Source organism: Streptomyces sp. NPDC007896 (assembly GCF_042959425.1).
GTDB lineage: Bacteria > Actinomycetota > Actinomycetes > Streptomycetales > Streptomycetaceae > Streptomyces.
Genome location: NZ_JBIBKX010000001.1, coordinates 225,050 through 243,249, shown reverse-complemented (window position 1 = coordinate 243,249; position 18,200 = coordinate 225,050). Strand labels below are relative to the sequence as shown.

Below are 18,200 nucleotides of genomic sequence, written 5' to 3'. Positions count from 1 at the left end.
TCCTTGGTGTTTCGGGTACAGTTTTCCGTACGGAGGGGAGTACTCCCTACCAGTAGCGGCGTTCCCGTCAATACGGATCCGACCAGATCCCGGGGCGTCGGTCCGTGGACCGCGGACGCATCACGCGTCCCTTCGGTCGCGGGCGGAAGAGACCTCCGGCAGCGACGACGCTGGTATTTGCCGTGACGACTGCCGGAGGCGCAGTGAATGTTTCCGTGACCCTTTGGGTCCTCACGATCGTGGGCCTCGCCGCCCTCATCGCGGTCGACTTCTTCATCGGTCGCAAGCCGCACGACGTATCGATCAAGGAAGCCGGAATCTGGACGATCGTCTGGATCGCTCTGGCCGGACTGTTCGGCCTGGGACTGCTCTTCTTCTCCGGCGGCCAGCCCGCCGGAGAGTTCTTCGCCGGCTTCATCACCGAGAAGTCGCTGAGCGTCGACAACCTCTTCGTCTTCGTCCTGATCATGGCGAAGTTCGCCGTGCCGACGCAGTATCAGCAGCGGGTACTTCTCGTCGGCGTCCTCATAGCGCTCGTCCTGCGCACGATCTTCATCGTCGCGGGCGCCGCGATCATCTCCAACTTCGCCTGGGTCTTCTACATATTCGGCGCGTTCCTCATCTACACGGCCTGGAAGCTGATCCAGGAGGCGCGGGCCGACGAGCCGGAGGAGGAGTTCGAGGAGAACAAGCTGCTCAAGGCCGCCGAGAAGCGCTTCGGCGTGGCCGACCGCTATCACGGCACCAAGCTGTGGATCCAGCAGAACGGCAAGCGCGTCATGACGCCGATGTTGGTCGTGATGCTCGCGATCGGCACCACGGACGTGCTCTTCGCGCTCGACTCGATCCCCGCGATCTTCGGCCTGACCCAGGACCCGTACATCGTCTTCACGGCCAACGCGTTCGCGCTGATGGGTCTGCGCCAGCTGTACTTCCTCATCGGCGGCCTGCTCAGGAAGCTGGTCCACCTCAGCTACGGCCTGTCCGTCATCCTCGGCTTCATCGGCGTCAAGCTGGTGCTGCACGCACTGCACGAATCCGGCGTCCACGTCCCCGAGATCTCCATCCCGGTCTCGCTCGGGGTGATCTGCGCGGTCCTGGTCGTCACGACGATCACCAGCCTGATCGCCTCCAAGAAGCAGGCGGCGCTGGAAGTGTCCGAAGGCGCTTCGCAGACTCCGACGTCTGAGAAGTCCCCGACGAGCAGCATCGACGTCTGATCACGTCGGAGGCGGCAACAGCCGCCCCGGGGGCAGGGTGCGCGGCGCAATGCCGCGCACCCCGCCACGTGTTCGCTCGGGCGACCATCGGAATGCGGGGCCCGCCCGCGCCTGCGACGATCGCTGCATGATCGTTCGGCTCCGGTCACTCCTGACGCAGTGGACGGCCGTCGTGCCCGTGGTCGCGGTGGTCCTGCTGGTCTTCACCTGGGGGCGCGACCTGCCCGGCGCGATCGTCGCACTGGTGACCCTGGTCCTGGCCGGGGCGGTGCTGGCCGCGGTTCACCACGCCGAGGTGGTCGCGCACCGGGTCGGCGAACCCTTCGGTTCGCTCGTCCTGGCCGTCGCGGTCACGATCATCGAAGTGGCGCTCATCGTCACCTTGATGGCGGACGGCGGCGCAAAGAGCTCGACGCTCGCCCGTGACACGGTGTTCGCGGCCGTGATGATCACGTGCAACGGCATCGTGGGACTGTGCCTGCTCGTCGCCTCCCTGCGTCACGGGCTCGCCGTCTTCAACGCGGAGGGCACCGGCGCCGCCCTGGCGACCGTCGCGACGCTGGCCACGCTCAGCCTCGTCTTCCCGACCTTCACCACCAGCAAGCCGGGCCCGGAGTTCTCCACGGTCCAGCTCACCTTCGCCGCGCTCGCCTCACTCGTCCTGTACGGCCTGTTCGTGACGACCCAGACCGTGCGGCACCGCGACTACTTCCTCCCGATCACCCGTCTGGGCGAGGTGATCGACGTGGACGAACACGCGAACGCCCCGTCCGCCCGTGCCGCCGGGATCAGCCTGGGCCTGCTCGCCCTGGCCCTCGTCGGAGTGGTCGGCCTCGCCAAGGGCGTGTCGCCCACCATCGAGTCCGGCGTCGAGGCAGCCGGTATGCCGCAGTCCGTGGTCGGTGTGATCATCGCGCTGCTCGTGCTGCTGCCGGAGACCATCGCCGCGGTCCGGTCGGCCCGCCGCGACCGGGTGCAGACGAGCCTGAACCTGGCCCTCGGCTCCGCGATGGCCAGCATCGGCCTGACGATTCCCGCGGTCGCCCTGGCATCCGTCTGGCTCTCCGGACCGCTCGTACTCGGCCTCGGCTCCACCCATATGGTGCTGCTCGCGCTCACGGTGGTAGTGAGTTCCCTGACGGTCGTCCCCGGACGCGCGACCCCCCTCCAGGGAGGCGTGCATCTGGTGGTGTTCGCGGCGTACTTGGAGCTGGCGGTCACTCCCTAGCCGCTCGCACGGTGGAGCCGCCGCTCAGTCGGTGGAGCCGCCGCTCACTCCGTGGCCGGTGCGACGGCCATCCGGGGCACCGGCCGGGTCTCCGGCAGCAGTGCGAAACACCCGAGGCTGAACAGGGCGATCCCCGTCAGATACGCCGCCACACCCCAGGGCACCCGCTCTCCCTCGGCCACCGCCGTCGCCACGATGGGCGTGAGCGCGCCGCCCAGGACCCCGCCCAGGTTGTAGCCCACCGCCGCCCCCGTGCAGCGCACCCGAGGCTCGTACAACTCCGGCAGATACGCGGAGATCACGGCGAACGTCGTGATGAACGCGAGCAGCGCCACCAGGAAGCCCAGGAACATCAACAGGGGTTCGCCGGTCGACAGCAGCGCGATCATCGGGAACATCCACAGTGCCGAGGCCGTACATCCCGCCAGGCACAGCGGCCGCCGTCCGTAGCGGTCGCCGAGAAGAGCCACCACGGGCGTGAGGGAGCCCTGCACCACCACGGCCGCCATGATGCAGGACAACATGACGGTACGGCTCACCCCGAGCCGCTCGACGCCGTAGGCGAGCGCCCAGGTCGTCACCGCGTAGAACACGGCGTAGCCGACCGCGAGTCCACCGGCCGTCAGCAGGACGAGCCGCCAGTGGTCGCGCACCACCTCGGCGAGCGGCACACGCGCGTGGTCCTCCATTTCGAGGAAGCTGGGGCTCTCCGCGAGCGAACTGCGCAGCCACAGCCCCGCGGCGGCGAGCAGGCCCGCCGCCCAGAACGGCACCCGCCACCCCCATGCCGCGAACTGCGCGTCGGACAGCGTCCCCGACAGCGTCAGCATCACGCCGTTGGCCAGCACGAACCCCACGGAGGGGCCGATCTGCGGAAAGCTCGACCACAACGCGCGCCGCTCGGCGGGCGCGTGCTCCGCGGTCAGCAGCACCGCCCCGCCCCACTCCCCGCCGAGCCCGAGCCCCTGCAGGAAACGCAGCACAAGAAGGAGCACGGGAGCGGCCGTACCGATCGAGTCGTACGTCGGCACGCATCCGACCGCGACGGTCGCGGCGCCGGTCAGCAACAGCGAGGCGACGAGCACCGGCCGCCGTCCGCGCCGGTCCCCGATGTGCCCGAACAGCACCGAGCCGAGCGGACGGGCGACGAACCCGACGCCGAACGTCGCGAAGGCCGCCAGCGTTCCCGCCAGCGGTGAGAAGGTCGGGAAGAACAACGGCCCCAGGACCAGGGCGGCCGCGGTCCCGTAGACGAAGAAGTCGTAGAACTCGATGGCCGTTCCGGCGAGCGAGGCGGCCGCGAGCCGGAGCATGGAGGGCGCCCTTACGGTGCGTACGTCGTGCATGCCGCGTCAACTACCCACGGTGACCAACGGTTACGGGGGCGTGCGGGAGCATGGTGCGCGTCGGAGGCCGATCACGATGCGCCGGAGCAGACCGGACTCGTACTGCTCGGAGCGGGTCCCATCACGGAATGGACGGCCCGTCACCGGCGCGCCGTAGCGTGATAGACCGGGTCCGAGCAGCGGTCCTCAACGGGCCGGCAGATCTGGAAGGACCGGAGGAACCGTGCCCCGCACCCTCGCCAACGCCCCGATCATGATCCTCAACGGGCCCAATCTGAACCTCCTCGGGCAGCGCCAGCCGGAGATCTACGGCTCGGACACGCTCGCGGACGTGGAGGCCCTGTGTGCCAAGGCGGCCGCCGCGCACGGCGGCACGGTGGACTTCCGCCAGTCCAACCACGAGGGCGAGCTGGTGGACTGGATCCACGAGGCGCGCCTGAACCACGCCGGGATCGTGATCAACCCGGCCGCGTACTCGCACACCTCCGTCGCGATCCTGGACGCGCTCAACGCCTGCGACGGCCTTCCGGTGGTGGAGGTCCACATCTCCAACATCCACCAGCGCGAGGCGTTCCGGCACCACTCGTACGTCTCGCAGCGGGCCGACGGGGTCATCGCCGGGTGCGGCGTGCAGGGGTACGCGTTCGCGGTGGAGCGGGTGGCGGCGCTGGCGGGGACGGGACAGGCGCAAGCCTGACTCAGAGCCGCCCCGCCTCCACGATCCGGCGCAGGAACCGCTGGGTGCGCTCCTGTCGCGGGCTCCCGAAGAGCTCCTCGGCCGTGCCGCGTTCGAGTACCACACCGCCGTCCAGGAAGCACACCTGGTCGGCGACCTCGCGGGCGAAGCCCATCTCGTGCGTGGCCAGCACCATGGTCATGCCCTCGTCCTTCAGGTCCCGGACGACGGACAGGACCTCACCCACGAGCTCCGGGTCGAGGGCGGCGGTGATCTCGTCGAGGAGCAGCAGCCGGGGACGTACGGCCAACGCGCGGACGATCGCGGCCCGTTGCTGCTGCCCGCCGCTCAGCCGGTCGGGATACTCGCCCGCCTTCGCGCCCAGGCCGAGCCGGTCGAGCAGCTCACGCGCGTGTGCCTCGGCCTCCGCGCGGCCCACGCCGTGCACGCGGCGCGGGGCGAGCGTGATGTTCTCCAGCACGGTCATGTGCGGGAAGAGGTTGTACGCCTGGAAGACCACGCCGATCCGACGGCGTACGGCATCGTGGTCGGCCCTCGGGTCGGTGATCTCCTCGTCGTCCAGCCAGATCGCGCCGTCGTCGATCTCCTCCAGGAGGTTCGCACAGCGCAGCAGGGTCGACTTGCCGGAGCCGGAGGCGCCGATCAGCGCGGTCACCGTGTGCGGGGCGACCTCCAGGTCGACGTCCCGCAGTACGACGGAGTCGCCGAAGGTCTTGCGGACGGATTCCATCCGCAGCACCGGTGTGCCGGTCATATGGTCCCTCCCTGGGCCCGCTGACGGTCCATCCGGGCCGTGATCCAGTCCGTGAAGCGGGTCATCGGGATGGTCAGCGCGACGAAGACCAGTCCCGCGACGATGTACGGCGTGTAGTTGAGGCTGCGGCCCACGATGATGTCGGCGGCCCGCACCGCGTCGACCGCGCCGCCGATCGACACGAGCCCGGTGTCCTTCTGGAGGGACACCAGGTCGTTGAGGAGTGGTGGCACCTGGCGGCGTACCGCCTGGGGGAGGACGACGTAGCGCAGGGCCTGCCGGTTGGTGAGCCCGAGCGAGCGGGCCGCGGCGCGCTGCGAGGGGTGGATGGACTCGATGCCGGCGCGGAACACCTCGGCGACGTACGCCGAGTACGTCAGCGTCAGCGCCGTACCGCCCAGAAGGACCGGGTCCACGGTGACGCCCTGCAGCCGCAGCGCGGGGACGCCCAGGACCACGATCATCAGGTTGATGATGAGCGGGAGGCCGCGGAAGAAGTCCGTGTACGCGGCGGCCAGCGCCCGTACGGGGAAGAACACCGGGCCGCGCAGGGTGCGGGCGATGGCGATCAGCATGCCCAGGACGAGGACCGCGACGCCGCATATCAGGAGCAGTCGTACGTTCAGCCACAGCCCTTCGAGGACCTTGGGGAACGCCTCGCGCGCGTACTGCCCGTTGAAGAACGTCTCCTTGGTGCGTGACCAGCCGGGCGCGTTGACGACGACGAGGTACAGCACGACGCCGGTGACCAGGGTGGAGAGCGCGGCGATCGCCGTCGCGCGGCGGGCGCGAGCGCGCTTGTGGCGCTCCCGCTCGATCCGCCGCTGCGACGGGACGTACGCCTCGGGCATGTCGCCCTCGCCGGAGTCCTCTCCCGACTCCTCCTTGGTGAGGGTCACTTGAGCACCGGGGCGTCGACGGCCTCGGACAGCCACTGCTTCTCGATCGAGGCGAGCGTGCCGTCCTTGCGCAGGGCGTCCACGGCCTTCGTCACGCACGAGGTCAGGGCGCTGCCCTTGTCGAGGACGAGTCCGAACTGTTCGGGCGTGCCGCCGGTGTTCTCGAACTGCCCGACGATCCTGGCGTCGGTCACCTCGGCCGCCGTGATGTAGAACGCGGTCGGCAGGTCGACCACGATGGCGTCGACCTGGCCGTTCTTCAGCGCGGACTTGGCCTGGTCGTTCTTCGCGTACGCGGCCGGCTGCCGGGTCGGCTTCACCACGTCGTCGATGTAGTTCAGGCTGGTGGTGCCGACCTGGGCGCCCAGCTTGACGCCCTTGAGGTCCGCGATGCTCTTCGCCTTCGCGGCCTTGGAGCCCTTGAGCGCGATGACGGCCTGGCGGACGTCGTAGTAGCCGGACGAGAAGTCCACCGCCTTCTTGCGTTCGGCGCTGATCGACACCTGGTTGATGTCGAAGTCGAAGGTCTTCACGCCGGGCGCGAAGGCCTTGTTGAAGGGGACGGTCTGCCAGACGACGGCGCTCTTGTCGTAGCCGAGCTGCTTGGCCACGGCGTACGCGACCGCGGACTCGAAGCCCTTGCCGTTCGCGGGCTTGTCGTCCTTGAACCACGGCTCGTACGCGGGCTCGTCGGTCGCGATGGTCAGCTTGCCGGACGTCCGGGTGCCCAACGCGCCCTTCGCGCAGGCTTCCCCGGTTGTCCCGGAGGCCTTGGTGGAGGCTTTGTCCTCCGGCTGCGGGGCACAGCCCACGGCGACGGCGAGCAGGGCGACGGTGGCGGCGGACGCGGCGCGGCGCAGGGTGCGTTGGGCGAGATGCATGGCGGGAGAGTGACAGCGCGGCATGCCGTTTGTCGAGGTCACAACGGTAAATGTCCGCATGGTGGGAACGTGTGTTGCGGTCCTGTGAACGCTCGATGAGGAGAGCCGCGGACCGGCCTGCGGACGGCTTTGCCGGGGCCGCCGGCCGAGGGCGGGGATCGATGGGCCGGCGGCCCGTTTCGCGTCAGGAGCCGTCGACCTGAGCGGGGCTGCTTCCAGTGGACTGCACCACCGCACGCGCCGGGAGCGCGCGCAGGGCACCGGCGTGTGCGCTCCATTCACACGGGGCGCGTGTTCGCGGACTTCACGCCCCCCTGGCCGGGGGGCGTCACCTGGCCGGGGGGCGTCACCTGGCTGGAGTCACCAGCCGCGCGCGTGCCACTCCGGAAGGTGCGGCCGCTCGGCGCCCAGCGTCGTGTCGTTGCCGTGCCCGGGGTAGACCCAGGTCTCGTCCGGCAGTGCGTCGAAGATCTTCGTCTCGACGTCGTGGATGAGACTGGCGAACGCCTTCGGGTCCTTGCGGGTGTTGCCCACACCGCCGGGGAAGAGACAGTCCCCGGTGAACACGTGCGGATGCCCGTGCGGGTCGTCGTAGACGAGGGCGATCGAGCCCGGCGTGTGCCCCACGAGGTGGCGCGCGGTGAGTTCCACGCGCCCCACCCGGATCGTGTCGCCGTCGCCCACGAGGACGTCGGTCGGCACGGGGATGCCCTCGGCGTCGTCCCGGCCCGCGTAGGTGCGGGCGCCGGTGGCCACCACGACCTCCGCGAGCGCCTGCCAGTGGTCGCCGTGCTGGTGTGTGGTGACGACGGACGCGATGCCGTCGTCACCGATCAGCGTGAGCAGGGTGCCGGCGTCGTTGGCCGCGTCGATCAGCAGCTGCTCGTCGGTGGCCCGGCAGCGCAGCAGATAGGCGTTGTTGTCCATCGGGCCGACCGCGACCTTGGAGATCATCAGGTTCTGCAGCTCGTGCACATCGGCTGGTCCGCCGACCTTCACCGCTCCGCTGTACGTCATGACGGCAGCCTATAGCGGGGGGAGCGCGGGGAGGGGCCCGCCATCGGCGCTCAGCCCCGAACCGTCGCGCCGTCCGCAGAGCCAGCCGAGCAGCGCCGGAGCGGGACCGGTCACCTTGACCTCGGGTCCGCCCTCGGCGTCGCGTCCCGTGCTCCACGTGCGAGCGGCGTCGGTGATCCGTGTGGGCGGCACCTCGGGGTGCCCCGTGAAGCGATCGGCGAGGAACTCGATCTCCCGTTCCACGAACTCCTCCGGGAGATCTTCGAGCTCGTACCCGATCCCCAGATCCACGTGATGCAGCTCGACCTCGCCCCAGCGCCGGAACGGCACCCGGGCCGCGGAGTCCGTGACCCCGTTGCGCAGCTCCACCGTGCGCGACCAGTCCGCGGGCACGGCCCCCACGTCCTGGAACCGGGCCGCGCTCTCCCGCACGTCCGCGAGCTGTACGTCCAGGGGGCGCGGCGCGTCCCGCTCGATGTCGGCGTCCCGGGCTTCCCCGGAGACGTACATGGGGCGCCCGTCGAGGACGTTCACGAGTGCGTCCGCGTTACGGGCGAGGTGGGCGAGCACATGGCCGCGGCTCCAGCCGGGCAGCCGTGACGGCTCGGCCACGGAAGCGTTGTCCAGTTCGGCGGCTGCGTTGAGCAGTCGTTCGGTCGCGTCGCGTACAGACGCCAGGTCGCGCACATGATCCATCATGCGGCCGACCCTAGCCCCGGCACACGTTCGGGTGAAGGTGGTCGGGCACGCCCGCAAATCGAATGCACGTGCTATACCCTCGGATGCGGCGTCGGGCATGCTGGATGGCCCGGGATTGTTGTGAACCAGGGAAAGCAACCGGCGCTGTCAGTGGCTCCCCCTAGTCTGGGAAAGACGGGGGCCTCGGCCCCTGTCACTTCTCTCAAGAAAGGTGCGGACCGGCGTGGCCGACCGTCTCATCGTCCGTGGAGCGCGCGAGCACAATCTGAAGAATGTCTCGCTCGACCTCCCGCGCGACTCGCTCATCGTCTTCACGGGCCTGTCGGGGTCGGGCAAGTCCTCGCTGGCCTTCGACACGATCTTCGCCGAGGGGCAGCGGCGTTACGTGGAGTCACTGTCCTCGTACGCCCGGCAGTTCCTCGGTCAGATGGACAAGCCGGACGTCGACTTCATCGAAGGCCTCTCCCCGGCGGTCTCCATCGACCAGAAGTCGACCTCGCGCAACCCGCGCTCGACGGTCGGCACCATCACCGAGGTCTACGACTACCTGCGCCTGCTCTTCGCGCGCATCGGCAAGCCGCACTGTCCCGAGTGCGGCCGCCCCATCACGCGCCAGTCGCCGCAGGCCATCGTCGACAGGGTTCTGGAGCTGCCCGAGGGGAGCCGCTTCCAGGTGCTGTCCCCGCTGGTGCGCGAGCGCAAGGGCGAGTTCGTCGACCTCTTCGCCGATCTCCAGACCAAGGGGTACAGCCGGGCCAGGGTCGACGGCCAGACGATCCAGCTCACCGAGCCGCCCACGCTGAAGAAGCAGGAGAAGCACACCATCGAGGTGGTCGTCGACCGCCTCACGGTGAAGGACTCCGCCAAGCGCCGCCTCACCGACTCCGTGGAGACCGCCCTCGGGCTCTCCGGCGGCATGGTCGTGCTCGACTTCGTCGACCTCCCCGAGGACGACCCCGAGCGCGAGCGCATGTACTCGGAGCACCTGTACTGCCCGTACGACGACCTGTCGTTCGAGGAGCTGGAGCCCCGCTCCTTCTCGTTCAACTCACCCTTCGGAGCCTGCCCCGAGTGCACCGGTATCGGTACGCGCATGGAGGTCGACCCCGAGCTGATCGTCCCGGACGAGGACAAGTCCCTCGACGAGGGCGCCATCCACCCCTGGTCGCACGGGCACACCAAGGACTACTTCGGGCGGCTCGTCGGAGCCCTCGCCGACGCGTTGGGATTCCGGACCGACATCCCCTTCGCCGGTCTCCCGCAGCGCGCCAAGAAGGCCCTGCTCTACGGCCACAAGACGCAGATCGAGGTGCGCTACCGCAACCGCTACGGGCGCGAGCGTGTCTACACCACGCCCTTCGAAGGGGCCGTCCCCTTCATCAAGCGGCGGCACAGCGAGTCCGAGAGCGACGCCAGCCGCGAGCGCTTCGAGGGCTATATGCGCGAGGTGCCCTGCCCCACCTGTGAGGGCACCCGTCTCAAGCCGCTCATCCTCGCCGTCACCGTCATGGAGAAGTCGATCGCGGAGGTCGCCGCGATGTCGATCAGCGACTGCGCGGACTTCCTGGGCGAGCTGAAGCTCGACGCACGCGACAAGAAGATCGCCGAGCGCGTCCTGAAGGAGGTCAACGAACGGCTGCGCTTCCTGGTCGACGTCGGCCTCGACTACCTGTCGCTCAACCGCGCGGCCGGCACGCTCTCCGGCGGCGAGGCCCAGCGCATCCGCCTGGCCACCCAGATCGGCTCCGGCCTCGTCGGCGTCCTGTACGTCCTCGACGAGCCGTCCATCGGGCTGCACCAGCGCGACAACCACCGGCTGATCGAGACCCTGGTCCGGCTGCGCGACATGGGCAACACGCTCATCGTCGTCGAGCACGACGAGGACACCATCAAGGTCGCCGACTGGGTCGTCGACATCGGCCCCGGCGCGGGTGAGCACGGCGGCAAGGTCGTGCACAGCGGCCCCTTGAAGGAGTTGCTCGCCAACCCCGAGTCGATGACCGGCCAGTACCTGTCGGGCAAGAGGGAGATCGCGCTTCCGGACATCCGCCGCCCCGCCGACCCGGGCCGCAGGCTCACCGTGCACGGCGCCCGTGAGAACAACCTCCAGGACATCGACGTGTCCTTCCCGCTGGGCGTGCTCACGGCGGTCACGGGTGTCTCAGGTTCCGGCAAGTCGACGCTGGTCAACGACATCCTGTACACACACCTGGCGCGCGAGCTCAACGGCGCCCGGAACGTTCCCGGGCGGCACACGCGCGTGGACGGCGACGACCTCGTCGACAAGGTCGTGCACGTCGACCAGTCGCCCATCGGCCGCACCCCGCGGTCGAACCCGGCGACGTACACCGGAGTCTTCGATCACGTCCGCAAGCTGTTCGCCGAGACGACCGAGGCGAAGGTGCGGGGCTACATGCCCGGCCGCTTCTCCTTCAACGTCAAGGGCGGTCGCTGCGAGAACTGCTCGGGCGACGGCACCATCAAGATCGAGATGAACTTCCTGCCGGACGTGTACGTCCCCTGCGAGGTCTGCCACGGGGCGCGCTACAACCGGGAGACCCTGGAGGTCCACTACAAGGGCAAGTCCATCTCCGAGGTCCTCGACATGCCGATCGAGGAGGCCCTCGGCTTCTTCGAGGCCGTCCCCGCGATCGCCCGCCACCTGCGCACGCTCAACGACGTGGGTCTCGGCTACGTCCGGCTCGGTCAGTCCGCGCCGACGCTGTCCGGCGGCGAGGCCCAGCGCGTCAAGCTCGCCAGCGAGCTCCAGAAGCGTTCCACGGGCCGCACGGTGTACGTACTGGACGAGCCGACCACGGGTCTGCACTTCGAGGACATCAGCAAGCTGATCACGGTGCTCTCCGGGCTGGTCGACAAGGGCAACACGGTCATCGTCATCGAGCACAACCTCGACGTCATCAAGACCGCCGACTGGGTCGTCGACATGGGCCCGGAGGGCGGCAACGGCGGTGGTCTCGTGGTCGCCGAGGGCACGCCCGAGCAGGTCGCCGGGGTTCCGGCCAGCCACACCGGCAAGTTCCTGCGCGACGTCCTGGGCGCGGACCGGATCAGCGACGCCGCCTCCGTACCGGCCCCCCGCAAGGCGGCGGCCAAGCAGGCGGTCGCGGCCAAGTCGACGGCCAGGAAGACGACCACGAAGGCCGTGAACAACACGGCCACGAAGAAGGCCGCCGCGGCCACCAGGACGACGGCCACGAAGAAGGCGACCCCCGCGAAGAAGACCACGCGGGCACGCAAGGCCTGATCCGGCCGGACGGGCCAGGCCCGATACATCACGAAGAATGCGGTGCCCCATGGGAACTCCCCGTGGGGCACCGCCCGTTGCGCGGTCGGCCACCCTTGGACCACATCGGTCTCAGAGGCTTCAGCTGCCTCAGGGGGCGTCGAGTTCCGCGGCGAACGGCGGCTCCGCGCCCGCTCGTGAGCAGGTGATCGCCGCCGCGCGGGCCGCGAACCGCAGCAGCTCGCTCCAGCCGTCGGGGCCCAGCTCGGCCAGCGCCGCCGGGGACAGCGCGTCCCGCGTGGCCAGGCCGTGCAGCAGGGCCGCGTTCACCGTGTCTCCGGCGCCGATGGTGTCCACGACCTCGACCGGCTGACCGGGCACGGAGTGGACGGAGCCGTCCTGGGTGAACACCGTCAGGCCGTCGCCGCCCTGGGTGATCACGACGGCCGCGGGACCGGACGCCAGCCACTCGCGCGGGGTGCCGCCCAGCCACAGCGCGTCCTCCTCGGAGAGCTTGAGGAGTGACACCGACGGCAGCCAGCTCTTGAAGCGGGCCCGATAGGCGTCCGCGTCGGGGATGAGCACGGCCCGGATGTTCGGGTCGAGCATGGTGAACACACCGCGCGCGGCGGCGGCCCGCATCAGCTCCTCGTAGGCGCTCGCGCCCGGCTCCAGGACCAGCGAGCAGGTCCCGAAGGACACCGCCCGGGTGGCGTCCGGGAGGCGGTCCGGCGCGGCGAACAGGCGGTCGGCCGTGCCCTCGACGTAGAAGGAGTACGCCGCCGAGCCGTCCGCGTCGATGGAGGCGACCGCGAGGGTCGTCGGCTCCGTCCCGCGCTGCACGGAGGAGACATCGACGCCCGCCTCGTGCAGCCCGCCGAGGAGGGCCTCGCCGAAGGCGTCGTACGAGACCCGGGAGCAGAACGCGGTGGGGGAGCCGAGGCGGCCCAGCGCCACCGCCGTGTTGTAGGGGCCGCCGCCGCGTGCGGGCCGCAGGCTGACGAGCGCCCCCGCGCCCTGCGGTACCAGGTCGATCAGGGCCTCACCGGCGACGACGATCACGACAGGGATCCTTTCGCGGGACTCTTCTGACTCAGGTCGGTGTGGGTGGCCCCCGACGTCCTGGGGGGCTCGGCGCAGCCGCACGAGGTGCGGTGGACGAAGGCGCAGGGGAGCCGTACGGTGCGGGCCGGGTGGTCCGGCGAGGCGAGCCGTTCCAGGAGCAGCCGGACGGCCTGCGTGCCGATCTCCTTGCTGGGCTGGGAGATCGCGGTCAGCCGGGGCGCGAACAGATCCGCCCAGGCGAAGTCGTCGAAGCAGCACAGCGCCAGGTCGTCCGGCACGGACAGATCGCGTTCGCGCAGGGCGCGCAGGACTCCGATGGTCATCGCGTTGTTTCCGGTGACCAGCGCGGTCGGGGGCGCCGCCAGGGACAGCAGCGCGTCGGTGGCACGTTCGGCGGCCGTCGCCTCGGAGTCGCCGTGCGCCACGAGCCGTTCGTCGTAGGGGAGCCCGGCGCCCGCGAGGCCGTGGCGGTAGCCGGAGATCCGCTCGTTGGTGGTGCTGAGCCCGGGCAGGCCCGCGACGAGTCCGATGCGCCGGTGACCCCGTTCGGCGAGATGCCCGACCAACTGTGCCATCGGCTCGGCGTTCTCGGTGCAGACCTGGTCGAAGCGGAAGGGGTGGCCCGCCGGGGCCTCGACCAGGCGGTCCAGGAAGACGGTCGGCACGTTGTGCTGCCCCAGGTAGCGCAGGAGTGCGTCCGGATCGGCGGAGGGCGCGACGATCAGACCGTCGACGCGTCGCTCGTGCAGCAGCTGGACGACCTTCCGCTCGTGCTGGGGGTCGTCGTGGGGATCGGCGAGGAGCAGCCCGTATCCGTGCTCCAGGGCGCCCGCCTCGACGCCCTGGAGGATCTCCGTGAAGTACGGGTTGCTGATCGCCGACACCGCGAGGCCGATGGACCGGGTGCGTGCGGTGACCAGCGAACGGGCCAGGGTGTTGGGCGTGTAGCCGAGCGCGTCGATGGCGTCCAGGACGGCCTGGCGGGTGTGGGGCAGCACAGGGCGCGTGTCGTTGAGCACATGGGAGACGGTCGCCACGGACACTCCCGCGTGCGCCGCCACGTCGACCATCGTTGCCATCGCCCTGCCTCGCCTCTCACCGGGCGCCCCTTTGGGGCCCTCCCCGAACTCTCGGCCTGCTCCGGCGGGAACGTATCGCATTCGACGGTGGACGTAAACGCTTGCGCAAACGTTTACGTCCTGTCACTCAGACCTGTGCGGACCCCCTCCAGGCGGAATGATCCGTACCGGTATCGTCGACACACACCCGGCCCCGACCTGTGGAGACGCCATGCCTGCCCGCCGTACCGTCCTGCGAGGAGCGGCGCTCGCCCCGGTCACCGGGATCGCCCTCAGTGCCTGCTCCGGCGGAAGCGGTGGCGGGACGCCGGCGACGCCGACCGCGCCGGTCGAGCTGGGCGCGGAGAGCGAGATCGCCAAGGGCGGGGCCAAGCTGTACCGGGAAGAGAACGTCGTGGTCAGCCGCGCCGAGAACGGCTCCCTGAAGGCGTTCAGCACGATCTGCACGCACGCCGGGTGCGCCATCAACAAGCTTCAGGGCACAACGCTCATCTGCCCGTGCCACGGCAGCGAATTCGACGCGGCGACGGGCAAGGTGCTGCAGGCCCCGGCCACCGTGGCGCTGAAGGAGCTGTCGGTGGAGGCCAAGGGCGGCAGGATCGTCGCGGGTCCCTGACCGCAAGCGCGGTGACGCCGCGTTCCCGGCCGGCCGGGATCACTCCCAGTCCCAGCCGATGCCCACGATGCCCGACCGCACCCGCGGCTCGACGAGATGCACCGAGCGATGGCGCCCGCTGAGGGGGAGCTCCTGGCGGCCGCTGCGTGGCGCCGCCGCCGAGTGCTGGGTGAACCGGTGGCAGCGCACGGGCAGTACCTCCTCGGCGAACCGCACCTGGAGGGCGTACTGCCCACCCGCGAAGCCGAACCCGCGTACGTACTCGCTGGACGCACCGGCCGTGCCGTCCTCGAAGCCGTAGCGGAACAGGAACGTATCTCCTGCGCGCAGCCGCGTGTCGAAGAGCAGCTCGGCGACCAGCACTCCGGTGTCGTGGTGCCAGCGCACCCGTCCCGTACGGCAGTTTTCCAGGGCTCGGACCGCCGTGCGCTCCGGGGCGCAGCCCGGGTCGCCGTGGTGGACGGCCACATAGCGGTCCACACCGTCCTTGTAGGCCCGCACGATGTGGTGGGACTCACGCGCGAGCAGCTCGCGGTGCGTGCCTATCCGGACGAGCTCGTGGTGGCCGAGGGTGTGCAGCCCGCCGTCGAGCGGTGACTCCAGCTCGGCCAGGAGCCGCTCCAGGACGCCGGAGGCCTCCACCAGGGAGCGGTACGAGCGGCCGGTGGGGCGCTGGGGGGCGCAGCGCTCGTCGGCCTTGGCCAGCAGCCGGATCAGCGACTCGTCCGGGAGCTGGAGGATCTCCTCCAGAGCGCGTACGGCGCGCAGCGACTCGGGGCGCTGCGGGCGCCGGGCGCCCTGCTGCCAGTAACTCAGGCTCGTGACCCCGACTTTGACCCCGTACCGCGACAGATGGTGCTGCACGCGCTGCAGGGGCAGGCCGCGTGCGGCGATCGCGGCGCGCAGCGCGACATGGAAGGGGCCGCCCGCCAGGGCCGTCTCCAGTTCCGCGATGGCGACGTCCGCGTGCTGTGTGCCGTACCGCATGCAGGGGCCTTTCTGTGAATGTTCACAACGGCTGGTCAGACCGTTGGATGCAGGTCGTCGGGGGCGCCCGGCCGGCGCGCGGGGCTTGTTCACACGCGCCTGTCGCCGTCCACGACCCCGAGTTCCCACGCATTGAAGCGTGTTGACCAAGCCCCGACAACACCTGATACGCAACCTACTCAACCTGCCGTACCGCCCTCTGGCCGATCTGCGATCGCGGTCCCGGCGGCTGAGTCCACGGGCGGGCCGGGAGGTCGTCGCGGTGTCAGCCCTCGCCAGTAGGGTGTGTGACATGGCCGACCCCTCCAGCTACCGCCCCAAGCCGGGACAGATCCCGGACTCTCCCGGGGTGTACAAATTCCGCGACGAGCACCGCCGGGTGATCTACGTCGGAAAGGCGAAAAGCCTGCGCCAGCGCCTGGCCAGCTACTTCCAGGACCTGGCGGGCCTTCACCCCCGCACCCGCACCATGGTCACCACGGCCGCGTCCGTGGAGTGGACGGTGGTGTCCACGGAGGTCGAGGCGCTGCAGCTGGAGTACTCCTGGATCAAGGAGTTCGACCCCCGGTTCAACGTCAAGTACCGCGACGACAAGAGCTACCCCTACCTCGCGGTGACGATGAACGAGGAGTTCCCGCGGGTGCAGGTGATGCGCGGCCACAAGCGCAAGGGCGTGCGCTATTTCGGTCCGTACGGGCACGCGTGGGCGATCCGCGACACCGTCGACCTGCTGCTGCGCGTCTTCCCGGTCCGCACCTGCTCGGCGGGCGTCTTCAAGAACGCCGCCCGCACCGGCCGCCCCTGCCTCCTGGGATACATCGGCAAGTGCTCCGCCCCCTGTGTCGGGCGGGTCTCCGCCGAGGAACACCGTGACCTGGCCGAGGAGTTCTGCGACTTCATGGCCGGCCGTACGGGGACGTACATCCGTCGCCTCGAGAAGCAGATGACGGACGCGGCCGAGGAGATGGAGTACGAGCGGGCGGCCCGTCTGCGCGACGACATCGAGGCCCTGAAGAAGGCCATGGAGAAGAACGCGGTCGTGCTCGCCGACGCGACCGACGCCGACCTCATGGCCGTCGCCGAGGACGAGCTGGAAGCCGCCGTGCAGATCTTCCACGTGCGCGGCGGCCGGGTGCGCGGCCAGCGCGGCTGGGTCACCGACAAGGTGGAGGCCGTCACCACCGGTGACCTGGTCGAACACGCGCTGCAGCAGCTCTACGGGGAGGAGAGGGGCGACTCCGTCCCCAAGGAGGTGCTCGTCCCGGCACTGCCCGACCCCGTGGAGCCCGTCCAGGAGTGGCTGACCGAGCGCCGCGGGTCGAACGTGTCGCTGCGCATCCCGCAGCGCGGCGACAAGAAGGCGCTCATGGAAACCGTGCAGCGCAACGCGCTCCAGGCGCTCGGCCTGCACAAGACCAAGCGCGCCTCCGACCTGACCACCCGCTCTCGTGCGCTGGAGGAGATCGCCGGAGCCCTCGACCTGGACAGTGCCCCGCTCCGGATCGAGTGCTTCGACATCTCGCACCTCCAGGGTGACGACGTGGTCGCCTCCATGGTCGTCTTCGAGGACGGACTGCAGCGCAAGAGTGAGTACCGGCGCTTCCAGATCAAGGGCTTCGAGGGCCAGGACGACGTCCGCTCCATGCACGAGGTGATCACCCGCCGCTTCAGGCGCTATCTCGCCGAGAAGGAGCGGACGGGCGAGTGGACGGACGGCGAGAACGCCTCCACTGACGGGTCCTCGGCCGAAGGCGCCACTCTGGGGAACGTCACTCCGGCCACCGCCACTCTGGGGAACGCCACTCTGGAGAGTGACACCACGGGGAACGCCTTCGCGGGGAACGCCTTCACCGAGGAGGACGGCCGCCCCAAGCGCTTCGCCTACCCTCCGCAGCTCGTCGTCGTCGACGGCGGCCAGCCGCAGGTCGCGGCGGCCAAGAGGGCCCTCGACGAACTGGGCATCGACGACATCGCCGTCTGCGGCCTCGCCAAGCGTCTGGAGGAGGTCTGGCTGCCGCACGAGGACGACCCGGTGGTCCTGCCCCGCACCAGCGAGGGCCTGTACCTGCTCCAGCGGGTCCGTGACGAGGCCCACCGCTTCGCCATCACCTACCAGCGCACCAAGCGGGCCAAGCGTTTCAAGGCGAGCCCGCTGGACGAGGTGCCGGGCCTCGGCGAGACCCGCAAGCAGGCGCTGATCAAGCACTTCGGCTCGGTGAAAAAGCTGCGATCCGCCACCATCGACCAGATCTGCGAGGTCCCCGGCATAGGCCGCAAGACCGCCGAGGCGGTCGCCGTGGCCCTCGCCCAGGCGGCTCCGGCCGCACCCGCCGTGAACACGGCGACTGGAGAGATCATGGAAGACGAGGAAGCCGGGGCGTCCGTCACCACCACCACGGGCTCCCCGGAGGAGCCCGTGTCCGCGGGCGCCTCACACGAGCGACGGGGGCAGGAGACATGAGCGACAA

General features: G+C 70.0%; 15 protein-coding genes. 6 read left to right on the top strand and 9 right to left on the bottom strand.

Going from position 1 to position 18,200, the window contains the following annotated elements:
* Nucleotides 1–203: 203 nt before the first annotated feature.
* Together ACFZDJ_RS01095 and ACFZDJ_RS01090 are read left to right on the top strand one after the other, a co-directional pair.
* Nucleotides 204–1,220 carry a TerC/Alx family metal homeostasis membrane protein gene (locus ACFZDJ_RS01095; protein WP_390928323.1) on the top strand — a complete coding sequence of 339 codons (1,017 nt, stop codon included), beginning with the start codon at nucleotides 204–206 and terminating at the stop codon, nucleotides 1,218–1,220.
* A gap of 127 nt (nucleotides 1,221–1,347) precedes the next feature.
* Complete coding sequence (locus ACFZDJ_RS01090; protein WP_389601290.1) at nucleotides 1,348–2,448, top strand: calcium:proton antiporter; 1,101 nt, start codon at nucleotides 1,348–1,350, stop codon at nucleotides 2,446–2,448.
* A gap of 44 nt (nucleotides 2,449–2,492) precedes the next feature.
* On the opposite strand, the gene ACFZDJ_RS01085 is transcribed toward ACFZDJ_RS01090, so the two are convergent.
* Nucleotides 2,493–3,794 (bottom strand): MFS transporter, encoded by a 1,302-nt coding sequence (locus ACFZDJ_RS01085; RefSeq protein WP_390928326.1) that lies wholly within the window; start codon nucleotides 3,792–3,794, stop codon nucleotides 2,493–2,495.
* Nucleotides 3,795–4,017: 223 nt separating this feature from the next.
* On the opposite strand from ACFZDJ_RS01085, the gene aroQ reads away from it, so the two are divergent.
* The gene (gene aroQ / locus ACFZDJ_RS01080) at nucleotides 4,018–4,491 is read left to right on the top strand and encodes a type II 3-dehydroquinate dehydratase (RefSeq protein ID WP_168490478.1); all 474 of its coding nucleotides are present in this window, start codon (nucleotides 4,018–4,020) and stop codon (nucleotides 4,489–4,491) included.
* Between the two features lies 1 nt (nucleotide 4,492).
* Here aroQ and ACFZDJ_RS01075 read toward each other — a convergent pair whose 3' ends face one another.
* The 5 genes from ACFZDJ_RS01075 to ACFZDJ_RS01055 form a co-directional block, all read right to left on the bottom strand.
* Nucleotides 4,493–5,245, bottom strand: a complete 753-nt coding sequence (locus tag ACFZDJ_RS01075) for an amino acid ABC transporter ATP-binding protein (RefSeq protein ID WP_067364105.1) — start codon at nucleotides 5,243–5,245, stop codon at nucleotides 4,493–4,495.
* On the bottom strand, nucleotides 5,242–6,144 hold the full coding sequence (locus tag ACFZDJ_RS01070) for an ABC transporter permease subunit (protein ID WP_391055218.1): 903 nt from the start codon (nucleotides 6,142–6,144) through the stop codon (nucleotides 5,242–5,244). Before ACFZDJ_RS01070 ends, ACFZDJ_RS01075 begins: the two co-directional genes overlap by 4 nt.
* Complete coding sequence (locus ACFZDJ_RS01065; RefSeq protein ID WP_391055215.1) at nucleotides 6,141–7,025, bottom strand: transporter substrate-binding domain-containing protein; 885 nt, start codon at nucleotides 7,023–7,025, stop codon at nucleotides 6,141–6,143. The genes ACFZDJ_RS01070 and ACFZDJ_RS01065 overlap by 4 nt, the downstream gene beginning before the upstream one ends.
* A 360-nt stretch (nucleotides 7,026–7,385) precedes the next feature.
* Nucleotides 7,386–8,042 (bottom strand): MBL fold metallo-hydrolase, encoded by a 657-nt coding sequence (locus tag ACFZDJ_RS01060; protein ID WP_075026258.1) that lies wholly within the window; start codon nucleotides 8,040–8,042, stop codon nucleotides 7,386–7,388.
* A gap of 9 nt (nucleotides 8,043–8,051) precedes the next feature.
* On the bottom strand, nucleotides 8,052–8,741 hold the full coding sequence (locus tag ACFZDJ_RS01055) for a maleylpyruvate isomerase family mycothiol-dependent enzyme (RefSeq protein WP_391055212.1): 690 nt from the start codon (nucleotides 8,739–8,741) through the stop codon (nucleotides 8,052–8,054).
* 223 nt (nucleotides 8,742–8,964) lie between these two features.
* Here ACFZDJ_RS01055 and uvrA point away from each other — a divergent pair, with 223 nt between their 5' ends.
* Nucleotides 8,965–12,006, top strand: coding sequence for an excinuclease ABC subunit UvrA (gene uvrA / locus ACFZDJ_RS01050; RefSeq protein ID WP_391055210.1), 3,042 nt, complete (start codon nucleotides 8,965–8,967; stop codon nucleotides 12,004–12,006).
* A 129-nt stretch (nucleotides 12,007–12,135) separates the two neighbouring features.
* On the opposite strand, the gene ACFZDJ_RS01045 is transcribed toward uvrA, so the two are convergent.
* Both ACFZDJ_RS01045 and ACFZDJ_RS01040 read right to left on the bottom strand, forming a co-directional pair.
* Nucleotides 12,136–13,047, bottom strand: coding sequence for a PfkB family carbohydrate kinase (locus ACFZDJ_RS01045; protein ID WP_390928335.1), 912 nt, complete (start codon nucleotides 13,045–13,047; stop codon nucleotides 12,136–12,138).
* Nucleotides 13,044–14,129 carry a substrate-binding domain-containing protein gene (locus tag ACFZDJ_RS01040; protein ID WP_391055207.1) on the bottom strand — a complete coding sequence of 362 codons (1,086 nt, stop codon included), beginning with the start codon at nucleotides 14,127–14,129 and terminating at the stop codon, nucleotides 13,044–13,046. Before ACFZDJ_RS01040 ends, ACFZDJ_RS01045 begins: the two co-directional genes overlap by 4 nt.
* A 211-nt stretch (nucleotides 14,130–14,340) precedes the next feature.
* Here ACFZDJ_RS01040 and ACFZDJ_RS01035 point away from each other — a divergent pair, with 211 nt between their 5' ends.
* Nucleotides 14,341–14,745, top strand: coding sequence for a Rieske 2Fe-2S domain-containing protein (locus tag ACFZDJ_RS01035; RefSeq protein ID WP_391055204.1), 405 nt, complete (start codon nucleotides 14,341–14,343; stop codon nucleotides 14,743–14,745).
* Between the two features lie 39 nt (nucleotides 14,746–14,784).
* On the opposite strand, the gene ACFZDJ_RS01030 is transcribed toward ACFZDJ_RS01035, so the two are convergent.
* A complete protein-coding gene (locus tag ACFZDJ_RS01030) occupies nucleotides 14,785–15,732 on the bottom strand; it encodes a hypothetical protein (RefSeq protein WP_101405790.1) in 948 nt (315 codons plus the stop codon).
* Nucleotides 15,733–16,024: 292 nt separating this feature from the next.
* On the opposite strand from ACFZDJ_RS01030, the gene uvrC reads away from it, so the two are divergent.
* Nucleotides 16,025–18,193, top strand: a complete 2,169-nt coding sequence (gene uvrC, locus ACFZDJ_RS01025; RefSeq protein ID WP_391055201.1) for an excinuclease ABC subunit UvrC — start codon at nucleotides 16,025–16,027, stop codon at nucleotides 18,191–18,193.
* Nucleotides 18,194–18,200 lie beyond the last annotated feature (7 nt).

Bases quoted from the DNA above. Each gene is read 5' to 3' on its own strand.
- ACFZDJ_RS01090 (WP_389601290.1), top strand. From the start codon at position 1,348: ATGATCGTTCGGCTCCGGTCACTCCTGACGCAGTGGACGGCCGTCGTG.
- ACFZDJ_RS01085 (WP_390928326.1), bottom strand. From the start codon at position 3,794: ATGCACGACGTACGCACCGTAAGGGCGCCCTCCATGCTCCGGCTCGCG.
- ACFZDJ_RS01075 (WP_067364105.1), bottom strand. From the start codon at position 5,245: ATGACCGGCACACCGGTGCTGCGGATGGAATCCGTCCGCAAGACCTTC.
- ACFZDJ_RS01065 (WP_391055215.1), bottom strand. From the start codon at position 7,025: ATGCATCTCGCCCAACGCACCCTGCGCCGCGCCGCGTCCGCCGCCACC.
- ACFZDJ_RS01060 (WP_075026258.1), bottom strand. From the start codon at position 8,042: ATGACGTACAGCGGAGCGGTGAAGGTCGGCGGACCAGCCGATGTGCAC.
- ACFZDJ_RS01055 (WP_391055212.1), bottom strand. From the start codon at position 8,741: ATGATGGATCATGTGCGCGACCTGGCGTCTGTACGCGACGCGACCGAA.
- ACFZDJ_RS01040 (WP_391055207.1), bottom strand. From the start codon at position 14,129: ATGGCAACGATGGTCGACGTGGCGGCGCACGCGGGAGTGTCCGTGGCG.
- ACFZDJ_RS01035 (WP_391055204.1), top strand. From the start codon at position 14,341: ATGCCTGCCCGCCGTACCGTCCTGCGAGGAGCGGCGCTCGCCCCGGTC.
- ACFZDJ_RS01030 (WP_101405790.1), bottom strand. From the start codon at position 15,732: ATGCGGTACGGCACACAGCACGCGGACGTCGCCATCGCGGAACTGGAG.
- uvrC (WP_391055201.1), top strand. From the start codon at position 16,025: ATGGCCGACCCCTCCAGCTACCGCCCCAAGCCGGGACAGATCCCGGAC.